The sequence below is a fragment of the Nocardioides cavernaquae genome (assembly GCF_003600895.1).
Lineage (GTDB): Bacteria > Actinomycetota > Actinomycetes > Propionibacteriales > Nocardioidaceae > Nocardioides > Nocardioides cavernaquae.
Genome location: NZ_QYRP01000002.1, coordinates 73,153 through 92,791 on the forward strand (window position 1 = coordinate 73,153; position 19,639 = coordinate 92,791).

Genomic DNA, 19,639 nt, shown 5'->3' on the forward strand with positions numbered 1-19,639 from the left:
TGCTCAGACCGAGGCGCAGGCAGCGACCCACTTCTCGAGGGAGCCGGCGGCCGCGCCCGAGTCGATCGCTGCCGAAGCACGCTCCATGCCCGCCGCGATCTTCTCGAGTACGTCGCCACCGACGGTGTCGTAGATCGCCAGCGCCGCCCCGGCGTTGAGGACCACCGCGTCGCGGACCGGTCCCGTCTCGCCATCGAGCAGGCGGCGCACGACATCGGCGTTGTGGGCGGTGTCGCCACCGCGCAGGTCCTCGACGGTCGCCAGCGGCAGACCCAGCGCGGTCGGGTCGAGGGCGATCTTCTCGACGACGCCCTCGTGCACACGCCAGATCGTGGAGGTGGTGGTCGTGGTCAGCTCGTCGAGGCCGTCGTCACCGCGGAAGACCCAGGCGTCCACGCCGCGGTCGGCGAAGACACCGGCCATGACGGGAGCCATCCCCAGGTCGGCGCAGCCGATCGCCTGGGCAGCAGGACGGGCCGGGTTGGCGAGCGGACCGAGGAAGTTGAAGATCGTGCCGATGCCGAGCTCGCGGCGCGGGACGGCCGTGTGGCGCATCGCGGAGTGGAAGGTCGGCGCGAACGCGAAGGTGATCCCGGCCTTGTCGAGCACCGAGACCACCTGGTCGGGCGTGAGGTCGAGCCGGACGCCGAGGGCTTCCAGCACGTCGGCGGAGCCGGACTTGGAGGATGCCGAACGGTTGCCGTGCTTGACGATCCGGGCACCGGCACCCGCGGCGACGATGGCCGCCATCGAGGAGATGTTCACGGAGAAGGTGCGGTCACCGCCAGTGCCGACGATGTCGAGCGCTCGGCCGTCGATCTCCAGGGGCGTGGCGTGGGAGTACATCGCGTCGAGCAGGCCGGAGACCTCCTCGACAGTCTCGCCCTTGGTGCGCAGCGCGATCACGAACCCCGCGATCTGTGCCGGAGTGGCCTCACCGGAGAGGACCTCGCCCATGGCCCAGGCCGACTGCTCGGCAGACAGGTCCGTGCGGGTGACCAGGGTGGCGAGGACGTCGGGCCAGCTGTGCGTCATGCGCCTGAGGTTAGTGGACCGCCCGCACGGCGTACGACGATGGTCGGCGGCGTCGCCAGCGACTGCCCCACCACGCAGTAGCGCTCGGCCAGCGACCCGAGGCGATCGAGGGTGGCCTGGTCCGCGTCGGTGTCGAACGTCGCCGTGACCGTGATCGGCCCGACTCCCACCGGCACGGACCGGTCGACACCGAGCGTGCCGCGCGCATCGAACGCGCTCTCGGCCACCAGGGAAGCGGACCGGATCGAGATGCCCATGGCGGTCGCGACGCTGCGGAGCGTGACGCCGGCGCAGCCGAGGACGGCCTCCATCAGCATGTCGCCGCTGCAGGCATCCGAGCCGTCGCCCCCGGTGGCGCGGTGCAGACCAGCGCGCACGGGACCGGCGAAACCGTCGATCGTGGCGGTGATGCCCTCGTCGCCGAAGTCGCCCGTGGCGTGCACCGGCGTCACCGCCGAGGCCGGATCCTCGCGATAGCGCTCCTTGAGCGGCGCCTGCGCCGCGCGCAGCTCACCGGCATCCACGGGAACGTCAGCCGGCCGCGGGGACGCGAGCGCGGAGCAGCCGGACCACGACCTCGGCCAGCTGGATCGGGTCGAGCGGCTGGGGCACTGCCGCATCGGCACGCGACCAGGTGGCCAGCCACGCGTCCTGCGGCCGGCCGGTCAGCACCAGCAGCGGCGGACAGTTGTGGATCTCGTCCTTGAGCTGGCGGGCGATGCCGAGCCCACCGGCCGGCACGGCCTCACCGTCGAGGATGGCCAGGTCGATCCGGCCCGAGTCGAGCTGCTGGATCACCACCGGCTCGGTCGCGACCTCGACGTACTCGAGCTCGGGCAGGTCAGGGTGCGGCCGCGATCCGAGCGCGAGGAGCACCTGGCGGCGGGTCGTGGAGTCGTCGCTGTAGACGAGGACCTTCAAAGTCGTGATCTGGCTCACTCGCGCATCGTATCCCTGCGCTCCAGCAGGTCGAGGCGCCGATCCTCGCGCGCCGCCTCCTTCATCGAGTCGCGCACCCACTGCGTGAAGAGGACCGCGAAGAAGATCAGGCCCACCACATCGCCCGCAGCCCACAGGATGCCGCCCGCGAGCTGCTGGTCATCGGCCACCGAGGGAAGCCAGGCGCCCATCGGCCCCTCGCGCAGCGCCTCGTAGTGCGCGCCGCCGATCAGCTCCTTCTGGGCCATGATCGTGACGCCCAGGAAGGCATGGAACGGCAGTGTGAGAAAGACCATCAACAGGCGGAACGGCCACGCCACACGCCCGGGCACCGGGTCGATGCCGAGCAGGGGCCAGAAGAAGAGCGATCCGACCAGCACCAGGTGGACGTGCATCATCTCGTGGACGTACGCCGAGCTCAGCGCCGCGTCGTACCAGCCGGAGAAGTAGAGGGCCCACGGCGAGACGATGTAGAGGCCGAGGGTGACCGGCGGGAACGACAGCACCGCGACCACCTTCGAGTGGAGCACCGCAAGCAGCCAGTGCCGCGGTCCCCGGGTCGAGGTCCCGGGCAGCGTGCGCAGGGCCAGTGTCACGGGGGCACCGAGCGCGAGCGCGAGCGGGACGACCATCGCCAGGATCATGTGCTGGACCATGTGGACGCTCAGCAGCGTCGTGTCGTACGCCGAGATCCCCGACGAGGTCGCGAAGAAGAACGCACCCATGCCGACGACCACGAACGAGAGGGTCCGGCCGATCGGCCAGTGGTCTCCACGGCGGCGCAGGACGGCGACACCCCAGAGATAGAGGCCGGCAGCCCACACGGTCGCGACGAAGAGGAATGGGTCGAGTGACCACTCCGTGAACACCCGCTCCAGCGTGAATCTGGGGAGGTCGGGAGCGCTGGCGACGAGGGGAAGGAGCACGGTGTGAACTTTAGAACGACCAACATGCGGGGGTCGGGGTGCCCTCAGGCCCGAGTATCGACATAATGGCGCCCGTGGCGACAGCAACTGCGATTCCGGCATCCCGTCTGCACGGGCATCACGACCGTCCGAGCATGGTCTCGGTGGGCACGATCATCTGGCTCTCCTCCGAGCTGATGTTCTTCGCTGCCCTCTTCGCGTCGTACTTCACGATCAGGGCACAGCTCCCGGGTCTGTGGGCGGACAAGACGGAGCTCCTCAACGTCCCGTTCTCCACGACGAACACCATCATCCTGGTGCTCTCCTCGGTCACCTGCCAGTGGGGCGTCTTCGCCGCTGAGCGTGGTCAGGTGGGCCGTGGTGGCGCAATCTGGCACTTCTGGGGCAAGACCCAGGGCTGGGGCCTGCGCGAGTGGTTCATCCTCACGTACCTCATGGGCGCCGTCTTCATCGGTGGCCAGGCGCTCGAGTACGCCGAGCTCATCCACGAGGGCCTGACCATCCCCTCTGACGCCTACGGCACGGTCTTCTACCTCACCACCGGTTTCCACGGTCTGCACGTCACCGGTGGTCTCATCGCTTTCCTGTTCGTCCTCGGACGGACCTACCTGGCGCGCCGCTTCACTCACGAGCAGGCAGTCACCGCGATCGTCGTGTCCTACTACTGGCACTTCGTCGATGTGGTGTGGATCGGTCTCTTCCTGACCATCTACGTCATCAAGTAACCCAGCAGTTTCCTGACAGATCGAGGACTGAATCACGTGCGACTCCTGAATCGCTCCGCTGGACGAATCTCGCGGCACCGCCGCGGGCCGTTCGCGGGCCTGCTCGTCATCGCGCTCGGGCTGCTGGTCATGGGCGGCTTCTTCGCCGCCTTCGCTCCTGCGAACGCGGAAGAGGGCTCCGACGGCCTCTCCCAGCAGGAGAAGATCGACGCCGGCCGCAAGCTCTTCCTGCTCTCCTGCGCCACCTGCCACGGGCAGAACGGCGAAGGCGTCCTGACCCAGGACGGCAAGGGCAACCTCGGCCCGTCCCTCGCTGGTGTCGGTGCCGCTGCAGTCCACTTCCAGGTGGAGACCGGCCGCATGCCGATGGTCCAGCCGGGCAAGCAGGCGCTGCGCAAGCCCGACGTCTTCTCCGCCGAGGAAGTCGAGTACCTCGCGGCGTACGTCGCCTCGATGGGCCCCGGCCCGGCCGAGCCCGCGCAGGAGGAGTACGACCTCGACGCTGTCGCGGGTCTCTCCGACGACGACCGGCGCGCTGCGATCGTCCGCGGCGGCCAGCTGTTCCTCACGAACTGCACCGCCTGCCACAACTTCGACGGCTCCGGCGGCGCCATGCCGTGGGGCAAGTTCGCCCCGAAGCTCAAGGGCGTCGATGAGAAGCACATCTACGAGGCCATGCTGACCGGCCCGCAGCAGATGCCGGTGTTCCCCAACGCCGCACTCACCCCCGAGGACAAGCGGGACATCATCGCCTACCTCGAGTCGATCGAGGACCGGGAGCAGACCCCGTCCTACGGCGGCTTCGGCATGGGTGGCCTCGGCCCCGTGTCCGAGGGTCTGTTCGCCTGGCTGGTGGGCATCGGTGGACTGGTGGGCTTCGCCTACTGGATCGCTGCCCACACCGCGCGCTCTGAGAAGAAGGAAGAAGCGTGACCGACCACAACGACACCCACCTCCCGGCCACCGTTCAGGGGGCTGAGGAGCCGATCGCGAACCCGGGTCTCCCGGCGCACCTTCCGCGACCGACCGATGTCGACCCCGGCGCCGAGCGACGCGCTGAGCGCCAGGTCGCCGCGATGTTCCTGCTCTCGATGCTGTCCGCCGTCCTGTTCGTCGTGTCGTACTACACGTTCGACATCAAGGACGAGCACGACACCTTCATGGGTCTGGGGTCCTCGACGCTCTTCCTCGGCCTGACGCTCGGCTTCGCGCTGTTGCTGATCGGCGTCGGCGTCATCCACTGGGCCCGCAAGCTCATGGGTGACCACGAGATCTCCGAGCTCCGCCACCCGGCCGCCTCCTCCGAGGAGGACCGCGCCCAGGTCCTCGCCGACCTGGCGCAGGGCATCGAGGAGTCGGGCATCGCCCGCCGTCCCCTGGTCCGCAACACGCTGCTCGGTGCACTCGGCTTCGTCGGCCTGCCCGCCGTCGTCGCGCTGACCGACCTCGGTCCTGTCGCCACCCCGTCACTGCGCCGCAAGACGCTGGAGACGACCTTCTGGAAGGCTGACACCCGCATCGTCGTCGACGTGAGCGGCCGTTGGCTCAAGCCGTCGGACCTGGAGGTCGGCACGCTCCTGAACGCCGAGCCCCAGGGCCTCGTGCACGCGTTCGACCCCCGCGCCACCGCTGAGGAGCGCGAGGAGATCGAGCAGACCTTCGTCCACGGCGCTGCGCTGCAGGCCGCCAAGACCAAGGCCGCCGTCGTCGTGGCACGCATGGAGACGAAGGACCTCTCCGACGCGACCGCCGAGTGGGGCCACGAAGGCATCGTCGTCTACTCGAAGATCTGCACCCACGTGGGTTGCCCGATCTCCCTGTGGGAGCAGCAGACGCACCACCTGCTCTGCCCCTGCCACCAGTCCACGTTCGACCTGGCCGACAAGGGCCGCGTCGTCTTCGGCCCGGCCGCGCGTGCGCTGCCGCAGCTGCCGATCTCGGTCGACGACGAGGGCTACCTCGTCGCGACCAGCGACTTCAAGGAACCCGTGGGCCCGAGCTACTGGGAGCGTGACTCCAAATGACCGATGACGTCGCCAAGACCAACGGCACGAACCCCGCGCAGTCCAAGGCAGCCGCCAAGGGTGCCGCGGCTGTGAAGTGGGCCGACGACCGGCTCGGTCTCGCCTCCTCGAACAAGAAGATGATCCGCAAGGTCTTCCCGGACCACTGGAGCTTCATGCTCGGCGAGATCGCCCTGTGGAGCTTCGTCGTACTTCTCGTCACCGGTGTCTTCCTGACCTTCTGGTTCGTCCCCTCGATGGCGGAGATCCAGTACCAGGGCTCCTACGACCAGCTCCGCGGCGTCGAGATGTCGCAGGCCTACGCGACCTCGCTGGACATCTCCTTCGACGTCCGTGGCGGTCTCCTGCTCCGCCAGATGCACCACTGGGCCGCGATGCTGTTCATCGCCGCGATGCTCATCCACATGATGCGTGTCTTCGTCACCGGCGCGTTCCGCAAGCCGCGTGAGGTCAACTGGCTCATCGGTGGCGTGCTGATCCTGCTCGGTGTGGTCGAGGGCTTCGCGGGCTACTCGCTCCCCGACGACCTGCTGTCCGGCACGGGTCTCCGCATCGCAGACGGCTTGATCAAGGCCACTCCGCTCGTGGGCACCTACATGTCGTTCTTCATGTTCGACGGCGAGTTCCCCGGCGAGGCGATCATCCCCCGCCTGTACACCGTCCACGTGCTGCTGATCCCCGGTCTGCTGCTCGCGCTCATCGCGGCGCACATGCTGCTGATCGTCTACCACAAGCACACCCAGTGGGCGGGCCCCGGCAAGACCGAGGAGAACGTCGTCGGCTACCCGATGATGCCCGTGTACGCCGCCAAGGCCGGTGGCTTCTTCTTCATCGTCTTCGGCGTCACCGCGCTCATGGGTGGCCTGCTGTCGATCAACCCGATCTGGAAGTACGGCCCCTACGACCCGTCCAAGGTCACCGCAGGCTCGCAGCCTGACTGGTACATGGGCATCGCCGAGGGACTCCTCCGGATCATGCCGGGCTGGGAGACGCACCTGTTCGGCACCACCCTGTCGTGGAACATCTTCCTTCCCGGCCAGGTCGCTCCGATGGCACTGCTCGCGCTGATCCTGGCGTGGCCGTTCCTCGAGGCCTGGGTCACCGGCGACAAGCGCGAGCACCACCTGCTCGACCGCCCGCGCAACGCCCCGACCCGCACGGCGTTCCTCGCCGCGATGGTGACCGTCTACGGCCTGCTCTGGGCCGCGGGCGGCAACGACATCATCGCCACGCAGTTCCACATGAACATGGAGCACATCACGTGGTTCATGCGTGCGGCTGTCTTCGTGGTCCCGGTGATCGTCTTCATGATCGCCAAGCGTTGGTGCATCGCGCTGCAGCGTCACGACAACGAGACCCTGCTGCACGGCTACGAGACCGGCATCATCATGCGCTCCGCCGAGGGTGGCTACTCCGAGCGGCACCTGCCGATCAGCGAGGAGAAGGCCTTCGCTCTCACCGCCCGTGAGCGCGACGAGGTCCTGCCCCCCGCCAGCAAGACCGACGCTGACGGTGTTGCCGACAAGGGCTATCGGGTCCAGGAGCTGCGCTCCAAGCTGTCGTCGTTCATGTACGCCGACAACGTGCAGAAGCCGACCGCGGCGGAGCTCGAAGAGGGCCACCACCACGCCGAGCACGAGCACGAGCTCGAGGCGGGTCTCGACCACGCGGCCGATGGCCACCAGTTCGACGGCCACCACTCGGTGTCCGACGAGACCCTGCGCCACTGATCGCTGAGAAGGGCCCGGGCACCCCGAAGGGGGTCGCTCGGGCCCTTCCTCCATTTCCGCCGACACGTCCCTACTTCGAGGTCGACACGGCGCAACTTCCCCGTCGACACGGCGCGACTTCGGCGTTTCACTACGCACGCCGACGCGTCAGAGCCTCGGCCACTCCCCCGCGCAACCGCACCTCGGCGTCCTGCTGCGGGCCGTACACGTGCTCCTTGCGGAAGACATCGATGATCCAGCCGCCTTCCCGTAGCCACCCTCGCCGTTCCTCGTCGTGCTCCTCCTGATCCGGACCATGGAACTCCTCGCCGTCGTACTCCCCGGCGTACTTCAGCTCCGGCAGGGCCAGATCCAGGAAGCGCGAGCCCCACGGCGTGACGACCTCCCACTGCGGCACGGGGCGCGGCAGATCACCACAGTCGATCCATCGCAGCCTGAGGACGCTCTCCCCCGGCGACTGGGATCGGCCGTCCGCGAGCGGCACCAGCTCCCGAAGCTGGACCACACCCCGATAGCGCGGGAACCTCCGCGGCGCGCGGAGGAGGTCCTCCCGGCTGAACTCCTCGATCCGAAGCATGCTGTCGAGCGCAGCGATCGCTTGATCACGATGAAGGAGTCGGCCAAGGTCACATGCCGTCCGCAACGGCGTAGTGACCGTCAGCCCACCGATCGTCACCACGTCCTCGGCACGCAGTCCCCGCGAGCCGCTCTCGGCAAGACCGTTGCGGAGCCGACGCCCCAGTGGCAGATAGGCGTCAACCGCCGGCACGACGAGGTGGCTTCCGGGTGCGAGAATCCGCGGCGCACCATGAAGCCAGCCAGCCGTGCGATCGCAGATGACCGCATCGCGCGGCACCACCAGACGCAGGCAGTCGAGTCGGAGCGACAGATCGTCGTCGAGGGTAGCGACGTGATACACGCCGCGCACAGGCGAGACCAGGAGTCCGCCGCGCACAGCCGCGCGGACCGCGTCGGGATTTCGAAGTAGGCGAACGGCCTCGGCCGTCGTGAAGGGTCGGTCCTGCGGCACGGGAAGATCGAGTGGCGTGAGCCAGTCAAGGTAGGTAAGGGTCATGGGCCTGTTCTGCCCCGGACCAAGGCGCCCGCGCCACCGACGTACGGCCCTCCTGTGGACAGCACCGCACACAAGCGCCGTGTCGACGCCGAAGTCGCGCCGTGTCGACGCCGAAGTCGCGCCGTGTCGACGTTAGAGGGCGGAGCCGGCCTGGTAGTCGGCGAAGGAGAGGTTCCAGTCGCCCCAGCCGTTGGAGAAGGTCATCGGCCGGTCGGTGCCGACGTACTCGACGACGTCACCACGGATCGACATGTCGTAGAGCCAGCCGGCGTTCGCGGGAGACATGCCGGTGCAGCCGTGCGAGACGTTGGCGTGGCCCTGGGAGCCCACCGACCACGGGGCGGCGTGGATGAACTCGCCCGAGTAGGTGAGCCGCATCGCGTATTCGACGCCCTCGACGCGGTAGTAGTTCGGGTCGTCCTTGCTGATGCCGGTGGTCTCGGCGTCCATCGTGCGCTCACGGAACTTCTCCATGATCACCTTGGTGCCATAACGGGTCACGAAGCCCGCCTGGCCCGTGGTGATCGGGATGGTCCGGAGCAGCGAGCCGTTGGAGTAGACCTGCATCTGGTGGGTTTGCGCGTTGACCTTGTAGACGTGGGCGTCGCCGACGTTGAAGTCGATCACCCGGGATGCCTGGCCGTAGATGCCCTCGCCGGCGGGCACGCTGTTGATGTCCAGGTCGACCTTCACGTCCGTGCCGGGCTGCCAGTACGTCGCGGGGCGCCAGTGGACCTCGCGGTCGTTCACCCAGTACCAGGAACCAGCCTGGGCAGGGGTGCTGGTGACCTTCATGTGGCGCTCGAGCGCAGCGTGGTCGGTCACGGTGGCGTCGAAGGTGACGATGACCGGCATGCCGACGCCGACGGTCTCGCCGTTGAGCGGAGCGACCGACGCGAACGCCTGCTGGGCGTCCGAGAGGACCTCGGTCGTGAACGCCGTCCGCACCGGGACCGTCGCGCCCGACGAGTCGACTGCGGTGCCGGCGGCGACGTAGCGCGTGCCGGGCTCGAGACGACCGCGCGCCTTCCAGGTGACGCCGTCCTCGAGGACAGTGCCCGGCACGGTAGTGCCGGCGGTCTCGCCGTTCCTCGCCGTGAGCGTGAGCTCGGTCAACTTGCCCTCGGCCGCGGTCACGGTCACACGGGTGCTGATCGGCACCGTGCGTCCCTGCGCGTTGGACGTGAGCACGACAGCAGGGGGCGCCACCGAGGGCTCCGCCGCAGCAGCAGTCTTCTCTCCGCCGAGCGCCGGGGGAAGCTCGCTGCAACCCGTCAGCAGCGCGAGGACGGCAAGCGCCGACGCAGTGCGCGCAGGAACGGTCAGGCGATGAGACATCGGGTCTCCCCCAGTGACGAAAAGTTTTCTGCTACAGGTTACCGGTCCCCGGACGACAAGAGCCCCGTCCGTGGTGATGCTCACGGACGGGGCTCTTGTTGCGTCAGGCACTCAGTGCGCGTGCTCTCCGCGGTAGTACTCGAAGATCCAGCCCTGCAGCGCCAGCAGGCCGAGCACGGCGCCGATGACGAAGAGCCACCACGCCATGACGACGCCGAGCACGATGACCGTGAGGGCCAGCGAGCACCAGAGCGGCCACCAGGAGTAGGGCGGGAAGAATCCCAGCTCGCCCGCACCGTCGGCGATCTCGCCGTCCTTGCGGTCCTCGGGACGCGGGTCCATGCGGGTCGCGTGGAAGCCGAGGTAGAGCGTGACCATGCCGAACAGCAGGGTGGTCATGACCAGGGCCGACGTGCCGGTCCAGTCACCGCCCTTCTCGGAGGCGTCCGTGACGATCCAGTACGCCGGGGTCACGAGCACGCAGAACGCGGTGCAGATCCCGAAGATCCATGCCTCTGCCTTCACTTGTCGTCCTCCTCGCGCTCAGGCTCGACCTCGAGGGCCGCGATCTCCGGGTGGTGCAGGTCGAACGCCGGGGACTCCGAACGGATCCGCGGCAGGGTGTGGAAGTTGTGCCGCGGCGGCGGGCAGCTGGTGGCCCACTCGAGCGAGCGGCCCCAGCCCCACGGGTCATCGACACCGACGAGCGGCGCCTTGCGGGTGATCCAGACGTTCAGGATGAACGGCAGCGTCGAGGAGGCCAGCAGGAACGCGCCGACCGTCGAGATCTGGTTCAGGACCGTGAAGCCGTCGTCAGGCAGGTAGTCCGCGTAGCGGCGCGGCATGCCTTCGACACCCAGCCAGTGCTGGATGAGGAAGGTCAGGTGGAAGCCGATGAACAGCAGCCAGAAGTGGATCTTGCCCAACGTCTCGTTGAGCATCCGGCCGGTCATCTTCGGCCACCAGAAGTAGAAGCCGGCGAACATCGCAAACACCACCGTGCCGAACACCACGTAGTGGAAGTGCGCCACCACGAAGTAGGAGTCGGAGAGGTGGAAGTCGAGCGGCGGGCTGGCCAGGATGATGCCCGTGAGACCACCGAAGAGGAAGGTCGTCAGGAAGCCGACCGACCAGAGCATCGGGGTGTCGAAGGACAGCGAGCCGCCCCACATCGTGCCGATCCAGTTGAAGAACTTCACACCGGTTGGCACGGCGATGAGGAAGGTCATGCCGGAGAAGAACGCCAGGTTGACCGCACCGGTGACGAACATGTGGTGGGCCCACACCGCGACCGAGAGGATTGCGATGCCGAGCGTGGCGCCGACGAGGCCGACGTAACCGAAGATCGGCTTGCGGCTGAAGACCGGGAGGATCTCGGTCACGATGCCGAAGAACGGCAGCGCGATGATGTAGACCTCGGGGTGTCCGAAGAACCAGAACAGGTGCTGCCACAGGATGGCGCCACCGTGCTCGGTGTCGAAGACGTGGGCACCCAGCAGTCGGTCAGCCTCCAGCGAGAGCAGCGCGCCCGCCAGGATCGGGAAGACCAGCAGCGCGAGCAGGGCCGTGATCAGCGTGTTCCACACGAAGATCGGCATGCGGAACATGGTCATGCCCGGTGCACGCATGCAGATGATCGTGGTGATGAAGTTGACCGCGCCGAGGATGGTGCCGAGACCGGCCATCCACAGGCCCATGATCCACAGGTCACCACCGATGCCCGGCGAGCGGACCTCGTTGGACAGCGGCGTGTAGGCGAACCAGCCGAAGTCCGCAGCGCCCTCGGGCGTCAGGAAGCCGGAGCCAGCGATCAGGCCACCGAAGAGGTAGAGCCAGTAGCTGAACATGTTCAGCCGCGGGAACGCGACGTCCGGAGCACCGATCTGCAGCGGCATGATCACGTTGCCGAAGCCGAAGAAGAGCGGCGTCGCGAAGAGCAGCAGCATGATCGTGCCGTGCATGGTGAAGAGCTGGTTGAACGTCTCGTCGCTGACGACCTGGCTGCCCGGGAAGGCCAGCTCGGAACGCATCAGCAGGGCGAGGAGGCCACCGAAGATGAACCAGGCGAACGACGTCGCGAGGTACATCTTGCCGATCAGCTTGTGGTCGGTCGTGGTGAGCAGCCGGAAGATGTTGGTGCCCAGCGGCTTGCGGCCCGTGTCGCTCAGAGGGGCGGCGGTGGCGGTCACTCGTGGCCTCCGGTCTCGTGTTCGTCACCGTCGTAGCCGGCGGTGGTGGTGGCGTACTTGCCGCCGAGGAGCGGCGCGTCGGACGTGGAGTTCGGGTCCTTGCGCAGGCCGTCCATGTACGCCGCGTAGTCCGCGCTGTCCATGACCTTCACGTTGAAGAGCATCCGCGAGTGGTAGACACCGCAGAGCTCGGTGCACTTGCCGCGGTAGTCGCCCACCTTGTTCGGCGTGACCGAGAAGTGGTTGCGCTCATCGCCGGTCTGACCGGGGATGACGTCCATCTTCATCAGGAAGCCGGTGATCCAGAACGAGTGCAGGACGTCCGGCGAGGACAGCTTGAACTCCGTGGTCTTGCCCTCTTCGAGGACCAGCGTCGGGATGTTCGACCCCGTGCCGGAGGTGTAGACGACGGGCCCGTTGTCGTTGTCGCAGGACTCGTTGTAGTTGAACGTCCACTGCCACTGCTGGCCGACCACCTGGACACAGTTGTCCGGCGGAGGCGTCTCGTTGAGGACGGCCTCCTGCACGCGCACGGTGTGCGCGAAGAAGACGATCACCATCATGATCGGGGCGATCGTGTAGAAGATCTCGAGCGGCAGGTTGTAGCGCGTCTGCACGGGGATCTCATCCTCGCTACGACGGCGGTAGCGCCAGCACGCGTAGAAGATCAGGGCCCAGGTGATCGCGCCCGTGACGAGGGCAGCGATCCACGCGCCCTTCCACAGCTCGAAGATCAGCTGCCCCTGCTCGGTGCCCGGGGAGTTCCCCGGCATCGCCCAGCGGTCGATCTGCTTCTCGGTTTCGGCGTCACAAGCGCCCAAAAGCAAGAAGCTGGAGCCCAGCAGGGCCCCGTACGCCGTACGGCGGGCGCGCCTGGTCAAATTCAGACCCACGAACGAGCCTTCCTCTAAGACTTCACGAATACGCGGACTCTATCGGAACACCGGGACCAAATGTCCCGCAGGTCGCCCGGTAGGTTCGTGGTGTGAGACTGCCCGACGACGGACCCGCTGGCTACCTCGACTCGGCGTCGTCCGAGCCGCTGCATCCGGCCGCTCGCGAGACGCTGCTCGCCGCGCTCGACCGCGGCTGGGCCGACCCTCGTCGGCTGCATCGCGAGGCCCGCAACGCGCGCCTCCTCCTCGACAACGCGCGCGAGGTCGTCGCCGCCGCCCTGGACGTACGGCGCGACGAGGTGACGTTCACCGGGTCTGGCACCGAAGCCGTCCACCGTGGGCTGCTCGGACTGGTCCAGGGTCGCCGCCGCCAGGCCAACGCGATCCTCCACTCCGCCGTCGAGCACTCCTCGGTCATCCACGCCGCCGACTGGGCGGTGGCCAACGGCGCCTCCCGCACGTCTCTCCCGGTCGACCGGCTGGGGCGCCTCTCGGCCGACACTGTGCGCGCCGCGCTCGCGGCAGATCCCGCGGTGGCGGCACTCGCCGTCCAGTCCGCCAACCACGAGGTCGGCACGGTCCAGCCGGTCGCCCAGATCCGGGAAGCCGCCGCGGACGTCCCCCTGTTCGTGGATGCCTGTGCCTCGATGGGCCGGCTCCCGCTCCCGACCGGATGGGCGGCAGCGGCGGGTTCCTCGCACAAGTGGGGCGGTCCGGCGGGAGTCGGCGTCCTGCTGGTGCGCAAGGGCGCGCCGTGGCGCAACCCGTTCCCGGTCGACGATCGCGCCGACGAGCGAACGGCAGGGTTCGAGAACGTCCCCGGTGTCCTCGCCGCCGCAGCGGCGCTGCAGGCGATCGTGGGCGAGCGCGATGAGCTCGAGTCCCGCCAGCGTCCCGTCATCGACCGCGTCCGCGCCGCGGTCGCGGCCATCCCCGATGTCGAGGTCGTCGGAGATCCTGACGACCGACTCCCCCACCTTGTGACGTTCTCCTGCCTGTACGTCGACGGCGAGGCGCTGGTGACCGAGCTCGACCGGCGCGGCTTCGGTGTCGCCTCCGGGTCCGCGTGCACGGCCTCCACCCTCACCCCGAGCCACGTGCTCGAGGCCATGGGCGTGCTGACCCACGGCAACGTCCGGCTCTCCCTCACCCGCACGACCTCCGCTGACGAGGTGGAGCGCTTCCTCACCGAGCTGCCGGAGGTCGTGAAGGCGCTCCGCGCGGAGGTCGGGCTGTGAGGGGGACGACGCTGTGAGGATCGAGCTCGACTGCCGCGGGCTGCGCTGCCCCGCACCGGTCATCGCGCTGGCGAAGGCGCTGTCGACTGTCGAACCCGGTGACGAGATCGCGGTTGTGGCCACCGACGTGGCCGCGCGCGTCGACGTACAGGCCTGGTGCCGGATGCGCGGCCAGGAGTATCTCGGTGAGGAGAAGGCAGAAGACGGCACACCCACCTATGTGGTGCGCCGCCTTCTCGAGGACGTATAGATCAGGCCCCGAGGGCTGCCCGGATCTCCTTCTCGGCATCTGCCCCGTAGGTGCCGCCGAGGCGGGTCAGGATCTCGTCGCGGGTCGCGTCGTACTCCTGGGTGCCGACGGTCTCCACGACGTACGCCGCGACCGTGCAACCGAGCTGCGCCGCACGCTCCCAGCCGAGGCCGCGCGAGAGGGCCGCGAGCAGTCCGCCCCGGAAAGCGTCGCCGACACCCGTCGGCTCGACCGGCGTGACGCCGTCGACGACGCCCACCTCGAGCAGGTCGCCGTCCCTGGTTTGCACCCGGACGCCGTCCTTGCCGAGCGTGGTCACCCAGGTGCCGACCTTCGCCAGCACCTCGTCGGCGGACCAGCCGGTCTTGGAGGTGATCAGCTCGGCCTCGTACTCGTTGGAGATCAGGATGTCCGCCCCCTCGATGAGGGGGCGGATCAGGTCGCCGCCGGCGAAGGCGAGCTGCTGCGAGGGGTCCGCGACGAAGCGGTAGCCCCGCTGACGGCACTCGTCGGTGTGGCGCAGCATCGCGTCGGGGTCGTTGGCGCCGATGAGGACGAAGGCCGGCTCGCCGACGCGGTCGACGATCGGCTTCAGCTCGATCTCGCGGGCCTCACCCATCGCACCGGGGTAGAACGAGGCGATCTGGTTCATCTCGGTGTCGGTCGTGCAGGTGAAGCGCGCCGTGTGCTGCGTCTCGGAGTAGTGCACCGACGAGCAGTCGACCCCGTGGCGGTCGAGCCAGGAGTGGTACTCGGCGAAGTCCTCGCCGACGGCGCCGACCAGGATCGGGCGCTCCCCGAGCTTGGCCAGCGAGAAGGCGATGTTGGCGGCCACGCCGCCACGACGGACCTCGAGGTCGGAGGCAAGGAACGAGACCGAGATCTTGTCCAGCTTCTCCGCGACGAGGGAGTCCGCGAACTTGCCGGGGAAGGTCATCAGGTGGTCGGTCGCGATCGACCCGGTGATCAGCAGAGACATGGCGCGAACACTACAGATGCCGAAACGTTACCGATGGGTAGGGCTAGGGCTACTCGTCGGTAGTGCCTAGCGTCGGAGTCATGACCTCAACTCCTGCGCACCTTGCCTACGACGAAGCCAGCACGCCGGACGAGATGCACGCGGACTGCGAGGCAGCGACCAGCAACATCCACGTGCCGGCGCCCCGACTCGCAAAGACGGTGACCACCACCTTGATGGGCGCCCCGAAGCGGGCCGCTGCGCCGGTCATCGCGGTGACCGACCGGCTGGCCAGGCTCGCCGGTTCGATCCTCGACTGACGCCGCACAAGCATCGGCCCAGACACGTCGGGCCAGACGAGAAAAGGCCCCCACCGATTCGGTGAGGGCCTTTCCTTGTGCGTCTGACTGTCCGGCCTGGGCCGGGTGCGTCAGATCAGTGGAACGAGTCGCCGCAGGCGCAGGAGCCGGAAGCGTTGGGGTTGTCGATCGTGAAGCCCTGCTTCTCGATGGTGTCGACGAAGTCGATCGTCGCGCCGTTGAGGTAGGGAACCGACATGCGGTCGACGACAACGGCAACGCCGTCGAAGTCGGTCACGACGTCGCCGTCGAGGGTCCGCTCGTCGAAGAAGAGCTGGTAGCGCAGGCCCGAGCAGCCACCAGGCTGGACCGAGATGCGCAGCGCGAGGTCTTCACGACCCTCCTGCTCGAGGAGGCTCTTCACCTTGCTCGCAGCAAGGGGGCTCAGGTTGACCTGGTCAAGGCGGGTCTCGATGTCCACCGCAACCGATCCACCAACAGAAGCGTTGGTCGTGGTCGTCGGTGCATCGTGGCTGTGTCCGCCGCCGCAGCATGCGTCGCCCATGGGAACTCCTCAGTCAGTCGTTGATGTACAACGTCTCCAATGGTCGCACACGCGTGGTTATTCCCCACATGTTCACCGTGACCAGGTGCGGGCGGTCCGCGCGGCGAGCTCGGCCAGGGCACCGGCAGGATCGGCGAGCGCCCGCTCCTCCCCCACCAGCTCCACCAGCGAGTACGCCGACTCGACGCCGAGTGCGCGCATCTCGCGGGAACCGACATCGACGCGACCCGCCAGCACGATGCACGGGCGGGCAGCGGAACCCGCCACCAGCGCGACCCCGTACGGGACCTTGCCGGCGCGGGAGGAGAAGTCGAAGGAGCCTTCGCCGGTGATCACCAGGTCCGCCGCAGCTGCCCGGGCAGGCAGGCCGACCGCATCGGAGACAAGGTCGATGCCGCTCACGCGCGTCGCGCCGAGCAGCAGGAGCGCGTAGCCGAGTCCGCCGGCGGCACCCGCTCCCTTCTCCAGGGCGAGCCTCCGGTCGGCGATGGCGGCGAAGTCCTGCAGCCACCCGTCGACCACGGGCATCCGGTCCTCGACCAGGCCCTTCTGCGGTCCGAACGTCTTCACCGCACCGAAGAGACCGGTCAGCGGGTTGTCGACGTCACTCGCCGCGATCACCCGCACCCCGTCCAGACGCGCGCGGGCCGGCCCCAGGTCGACCACCGTCAGGCCGGCCAGCCCGGCCGGACCGCGATCGAGGGGGCAATCAGCCGTGGCACCGAGGGCGGCCAACAGCCCGGCGCCGCCATCCGTCGTACCCGAGCCACCGAGGCCGACCACGACGGTGGTCGCGCCCGCATCGGTCGCAGCGAGCAGCAGCTCCCCCACGCCACGGGTGGTCGCTCGCTCCGGATCGGTGCGCCCCGTCAGGTGCAGTCCACAGGACTGCCCGCTCTCGACGTACGCCGTGTCCCCGACGAGCAGGATCGCCGCGGGCGTCGGCTCACCGAACGGCCCGCTGACCGTGACCGCGTGCAGCGCGCCGCCGAGCGAGGCCTGGAGGACGTCGAGGAATCCCGGGCCGCCGTCGGCCATCGGCGCCTGCTCGATGATGTCGCCGGGTGCCGTGCGCGACCATCCCTCGGCGATCGCCGCGGCTGCCTGCACCGCGGTCAGGGTGCCGGCGAACTTGTCGGGAGCCACGAGGACACGCATGGCGACCATCCTGCCCGGGCCTCCGCCTCGTCGGTGCTGCGGGACCTCTCCGGCCGTCGTTCGTTGACTGGTACATGTTGTCCATGTCACACCTCTCGGGCCGTCGGATCGCGGCAGCAGTCGCAGCCCTCGTCACGCTTGCCGGACCCCTCGCTCTGACCGGAGGTGCCGACGCAGCACCGATGCCGGCGCAGGCAGCCGCAGCGCTGCCCTCCGGCTGGACGCCCCGACCGGCGACGTACCCGGGCACCGTGGTGAAGGCCAATGTCGCCATCCCGATGTCCGACGGACTCTCGCTGCAGGGCGACCTCGTGCTCCCGGCCAAGGCCGACGGCACTGCTGCCTCGGGCAAGTTCCCGGTGGTCGTCGAGATCACGGCCTACAACAAGACGGTGATCGCGGGCGGAGGCGGCGGTCTCGGCGGCGCGGACCTGTCCTACCTGGTCAAGCGGGGCTACGCGTTCCTCATCGTCGACGCACGCGGCACGGGCACCTCGCCGGGCACCTGGCAGGTCTTCGGCGAGCGCGAGCAGAAGGACGCCGGCGAGGCAGTGACCTGGGCTGCGAAGCAGTCGTGGAGCGACGGCACCGTCGGCATGGTCGGCCCGTCCTACATGGGCATCAGCCAGCTCTTCGCCGCGGGCAACCAGCCGCAAGGGCTCAAGGCGATCTTCCCGCAGGTCCCCGGCGCGGACGTCTACCGCGACATCGTCGCCTCCGGTGGCCAGCTCGACGTCGGCTTCATGCCGCTCTGGCTCGGCCTGGTCAACCTGACCGGCCTCATGCCCACCGGCACACCCGACCTCACCGCACTGAGCACCATCCTCGAGCACCTCGCGGGCAGCGGTTCGACCAGCCTCCAGCTCGCTCTCGACGGCGTCCTCGGCGGCGAGAAGGCGTACGACGGTCCCTGGTACCGCGAACGCTCCACGCTGCTGCAGTCGGTCCCGAAGATCCAGGTGCCGACCTTCCTGATCGGTGGCGAGTACGACCTCTTCCAGCGCGGGACGCCGATGATCTTCCAGGCGCTGCAGGAGCGCGGCGTGCCGGTCAAGATGATCCTCGGACCGTGGAACCACCTGCAGGGCAGCTCGGGAGCCGACGTCGTCAAGGCCGGCTACGGCACGATCGCCGAGCTCCAGCTGCGCTGGTTCGACCACTACGTGCGCGGTGTTGCCGACCCGGCCCTCGACAGCGACATCCCCGACTTCACCTACTACGAGCTCGGCTCGGGCAGCTGGGTGAAGCGCAACGGCTACCTGGACGGACAGTCCGCAACGTCGTACCAGCTCTCCGGCAGCGCGCTGCCGACCCTGCAGAAGGGTTCGCTGACCACCGGGCCCGCTCAGGCCGGAACCGCCGTGGTGCCCCCGCTCCCCGTGTCGGGGCTCTGCACGCGTTCGTCGTCGCAGTGGACGGCGGGTGTGAGCAGCGTGCTGCTCGGCGAGACCCCCTGCGACACCGACAACCGGCTCAACGACCTCGCCGGCGCTGTCTACGAGACGGCTCCGCTGAGCGACGACCTGCGCATGCTCGGACCGATCAACGTGCACCTCAACGCCTCGAGTGCCACCGGCGACGGCATGCTCTCGGTCCACGTGTCACGAGTTGCGCCCGACGGCAGGGTCGACCGCCTCACCGGCGGCTGGCAGGTCATCTCGCTCGCGGAGCTCGACGAGGCCCGGTCGACGAAGATCGACGGCCAGATCGTCCAGCCGTGGCACCCCTTCACCAAGGCGTCGCAGCGGACGCTGCAGCCCGGCGAGATCGCCCCCGTCGACGTCGAGGTCTTCCCGACCGGCGCCGTGATCCGCAAGGGAGATCGCCTGCGGATCTCGGTGGGCGCGTTCGACGTCCCGCACCTGGCGCCGCACCTTGGCGTGCTCACCAGCGCGGCAAGCGTGATCACGCTGCACACCTCGCCCTCGAACCCGTCCCGCATCGTGCTGCCGACCGTCAGCGGCACCGGCGCGACAGCCGGTGGTGGCACGACGGCCGCGGGCATCGGCGGCGCCGTCACCGACATCACCGGACAGCTTGCCGGCGGCGCCGGCCTCTCGCTCCCGGGACTCGGCGGACTGCTGCCGGCCGGCACCGACCCGACGTACGACGCGACAACGGCGGCTGCCGACGCACTGGCCCGCACCGAGTCGGCCGACACCACGGCGGCGCCGGCCACCCAGCCCGTGTCGGCAACCCGGGCGGTCGCGACGCAGCCGTGGTTGCTCGGCGGGATCGGACTGTTCGTGCTGCTGCTCACCACGACCTGGGTGCGCGCCCGCAAGGTGACCTGA

Annotated in this window: 20 protein-coding genes; 8 read left to right on the plus strand and 12 right to left on the minus strand. The window is 68.7% G+C overall.

All coding sequences use genetic code 11. From position 1 onward, the window contains the following. Positions 1 to 3: 3 nt before the first annotated feature. From trpD to D4739_RS00440, 4 genes are read right to left on the minus strand one after another with little or no spacing between them, the layout of a single operon-like run. On the minus strand, positions 4 to 1,035 hold the full coding sequence (trpD, locus tag D4739_RS00425) for an anthranilate phosphoribosyltransferase (protein ID WP_120058660.1): 1,032 nt from the start codon (positions 1,033 to 1,035) through the stop codon (positions 4 to 6). Then, on the minus strand, positions 1,032 to 1,559 hold the full coding sequence (locus tag D4739_RS00430) for an OsmC family protein (RefSeq protein WP_120058662.1): 528 nt from the start codon (positions 1,557 to 1,559) through the stop codon (positions 1,032 to 1,034). Before D4739_RS00430 ends, trpD begins: the two co-directional genes overlap by 4 nt. A 7-nt stretch (positions 1,560 to 1,566) precedes the next feature. After that, positions 1,567 to 1,974 carry an Rv3143 family two-component system response regulator gene (locus D4739_RS00435; RefSeq protein ID WP_120058664.1) on the minus strand — a complete coding sequence of 136 codons (408 nt, stop codon included), beginning with the start codon at positions 1,972 to 1,974 and terminating at the stop codon, positions 1,567 to 1,569. Continuing rightward, positions 1,971 to 2,900: a cytochrome c oxidase assembly protein gene (locus D4739_RS00440; RefSeq protein ID WP_238473447.1), complete on the minus strand. Its 930-nt coding sequence runs from the start codon at positions 2,898 to 2,900 to the stop codon at positions 1,971 to 1,973. The genes D4739_RS00435 and D4739_RS00440 overlap by 4 nt, the downstream gene beginning before the upstream one ends. A gap of 65 nt (positions 2,901 to 2,965) precedes the next feature. Between D4739_RS00440 and ctaE the strand changes: the two genes are divergently transcribed. The 4 genes from ctaE to qcrB are packed head-to-tail and all read left to right on the plus strand — an operon-like array spanning position 2,966 to position 7,379. After that, the gene (ctaE, locus tag D4739_RS00445; RefSeq protein WP_120058668.1) at positions 2,966 to 3,625 is read left to right on the plus strand and encodes an aa3-type cytochrome oxidase subunit III; all 660 of its coding nucleotides are present in this window, start codon (positions 2,966 to 2,968) and stop codon (positions 3,623 to 3,625) included. 36 nt (positions 3,626 to 3,661) lie between these two features. Beyond that, a complete protein-coding gene (qcrC, locus tag D4739_RS00450) occupies positions 3,662 to 4,558 on the plus strand; it encodes a cytochrome bc1 complex diheme cytochrome c subunit (protein ID WP_120058670.1) in 897 nt (298 codons plus the stop codon). Positions 4,559 to 4,611: 53 nt separating this feature from the next. Continuing rightward, positions 4,612 to 5,649 (plus strand): cytochrome bc1 complex Rieske iron-sulfur subunit, encoded by a 1,038-nt coding sequence (gene qcrA / locus D4739_RS00455; RefSeq protein ID WP_420799024.1) that lies wholly within the window; start codon positions 4,612 to 4,614, stop codon positions 5,647 to 5,649. Further along, positions 5,646 to 7,379 (plus strand): cytochrome bc1 complex cytochrome b subunit, encoded by a 1,734-nt coding sequence (gene qcrB / locus D4739_RS00460; RefSeq protein WP_120058672.1) that lies wholly within the window; start codon positions 5,646 to 5,648, stop codon positions 7,377 to 7,379. The genes qcrA and qcrB overlap by 4 nt, the downstream gene beginning before the upstream one ends. A 130-nt stretch (positions 7,380 to 7,509) precedes the next feature. Here qcrB and D4739_RS16665 read toward each other — a convergent pair whose 3' ends face one another. From D4739_RS16665 to ctaC, 5 genes are all read right to left on the minus strand, one after another. Then, positions 7,510 to 8,454: a hypothetical protein gene (locus D4739_RS16665; protein WP_147384745.1), complete on the minus strand. Its 945-nt coding sequence runs from the start codon at positions 8,452 to 8,454 to the stop codon at positions 7,510 to 7,512. A gap of 132 nt (positions 8,455 to 8,586) precedes the next feature. Next, positions 8,587 to 9,792 carry a L,D-transpeptidase gene (locus D4739_RS00475; protein ID WP_120058680.1) on the minus strand — a complete coding sequence of 402 codons (1,206 nt, stop codon included), beginning with the start codon at positions 9,790 to 9,792 and terminating at the stop codon, positions 8,587 to 8,589. Positions 9,793 to 9,903: 111 nt separating this feature from the next. Further along, complete coding sequence (locus D4739_RS00480; protein ID WP_120058683.1) at positions 9,904 to 10,317, minus strand: cytochrome c oxidase subunit 4; 414 nt, start codon at positions 10,315 to 10,317, stop codon at positions 9,904 to 9,906. After that, a complete protein-coding gene (gene ctaD / locus D4739_RS00485) occupies positions 10,314 to 11,981 on the minus strand; it encodes an aa3-type cytochrome oxidase subunit I (RefSeq protein WP_120058685.1) in 1,668 nt (555 codons plus the stop codon). The genes D4739_RS00480 and ctaD overlap by 4 nt, the downstream gene beginning before the upstream one ends. Further along, positions 11,978 to 12,874 (minus strand): aa3-type cytochrome oxidase subunit II, encoded by an 897-nt coding sequence (gene ctaC, locus D4739_RS00490; RefSeq protein WP_476638905.1) that lies wholly within the window; start codon positions 12,872 to 12,874, stop codon positions 11,978 to 11,980. Before ctaC ends, ctaD begins: the two co-directional genes overlap by 4 nt. A gap of 92 nt (positions 12,875 to 12,966) precedes the next feature. Here ctaC and D4739_RS00495 point away from each other — a divergent pair, with 92 nt between their 5' ends. Both D4739_RS00495 and D4739_RS00500 read left to right on the plus strand, forming a co-directional pair. Beyond that, a complete protein-coding gene (locus D4739_RS00495) occupies positions 12,967 to 14,115 on the plus strand; it encodes a cysteine desulfurase family protein (protein WP_238473449.1) in 1,149 nt (382 codons plus the stop codon). 13 nt (positions 14,116 to 14,128) lie between these two features. After that, a complete protein-coding gene (locus D4739_RS00500; RefSeq protein WP_120058689.1) occupies positions 14,129 to 14,365 on the plus strand; it encodes a sulfurtransferase TusA family protein in 237 nt (78 codons plus the stop codon). A 1-nt stretch (position 14,366) separates the two neighbouring features. On the opposite strand, the gene D4739_RS00505 is transcribed toward D4739_RS00500, so the two are convergent. Then, the gene (locus tag D4739_RS00505) at positions 14,367 to 15,344 is read right to left on the minus strand and encodes a carbohydrate kinase family protein (protein ID WP_120058691.1); all 978 of its coding nucleotides are present in this window, start codon (positions 15,342 to 15,344) and stop codon (positions 14,367 to 14,369) included. A gap of 80 nt (positions 15,345 to 15,424) precedes the next feature. On the opposite strand from D4739_RS00505, the gene D4739_RS00510 reads away from it, so the two are divergent. Further along, on the plus strand, positions 15,425 to 15,643 hold the full coding sequence (locus D4739_RS00510) for a hypothetical protein (protein ID WP_120058693.1): 219 nt from the start codon (positions 15,425 to 15,427) through the stop codon (positions 15,641 to 15,643). Between the two features lie 115 nt (positions 15,644 to 15,758). Here D4739_RS00510 and D4739_RS00515 read toward each other — a convergent pair whose 3' ends face one another. Continuing rightward, positions 15,759 to 16,187, minus strand: a complete 429-nt coding sequence (locus tag D4739_RS00515; protein WP_238473450.1) for a HesB/IscA family protein — start codon at positions 16,185 to 16,187, stop codon at positions 15,759 to 15,761. 72 nt (positions 16,188 to 16,259) lie between these two features. Next, entirely contained in the window at positions 16,260 to 17,345 is a 1,086-nt protein-coding gene (locus tag D4739_RS00520; RefSeq protein WP_120058696.1) for a glycerate kinase family protein, read from the minus strand. 83 nt (positions 17,346 to 17,428) lie between these two features. On the opposite strand from D4739_RS00520, the gene D4739_RS00525 reads away from it, so the two are divergent. Then, positions 17,429 to 19,639 carry a CocE/NonD family hydrolase gene (locus D4739_RS00525; RefSeq protein WP_182920243.1) on the plus strand — a complete coding sequence of 737 codons (2,211 nt, stop codon included), beginning with the start codon at positions 17,429 to 17,431 and terminating at the stop codon, positions 19,637 to 19,639.

What these genes read in the sequence shown, in the direction of transcription:
- D4739_RS00520 (WP_120058696.1), bottom strand. Translation starts at nt 17,345, where the DNA reads ATGCGTGTCCTCGTGGCTCCCGACAAGTTCGCCGGCACCCTGACCGCG.
- ctaE (WP_120058668.1), top strand. Translation starts at nt 2,966, where the DNA reads ATGGCGCCCGTGGCGACAGCAACTGCGATTCCGGCATCCCGTCTGCAC.
- trpD (WP_120058660.1), bottom strand. Translation starts at nt 1,035, where the DNA reads ATGACGCACAGCTGGCCCGACGTCCTCGCCACCCTGGTCACCCGCACG.
- D4739_RS00515 (WP_238473450.1), bottom strand. Translation starts at nt 16,187, where the DNA reads ATGGGCGACGCATGCTGCGGCGGCGGACACAGCCACGATGCACCGACG.
- D4739_RS00505 (WP_120058691.1), bottom strand. Translation starts at nt 15,344, where the DNA reads ATGTCTCTGCTGATCACCGGGTCGATCGCGACCGACCACCTGATGACC.
- D4739_RS00475 (WP_120058680.1), bottom strand. Translation starts at nt 9,792, where the DNA reads ATGTCTCATCGCCTGACCGTTCCTGCGCGCACTGCGTCGGCGCTTGCC.
- D4739_RS16665 (WP_147384745.1), bottom strand. Translation starts at nt 8,454, where the DNA reads ATGACCCTTACCTACCTTGACTGGCTCACGCCACTCGATCTTCCCGTG.
- qcrB (WP_120058672.1), top strand. Translation starts at nt 5,646, where the DNA reads ATGACCGATGACGTCGCCAAGACCAACGGCACGAACCCCGCGCAGTCC.
- D4739_RS00510 (WP_120058693.1), top strand. Translation starts at nt 15,425, where the DNA reads ATGACCTCAACTCCTGCGCACCTTGCCTACGACGAAGCCAGCACGCCG.
- D4739_RS00525 (WP_182920243.1), top strand. Translation starts at nt 17,429, where the DNA reads ATGTCACACCTCTCGGGCCGTCGGATCGCGGCAGCAGTCGCAGCCCTC.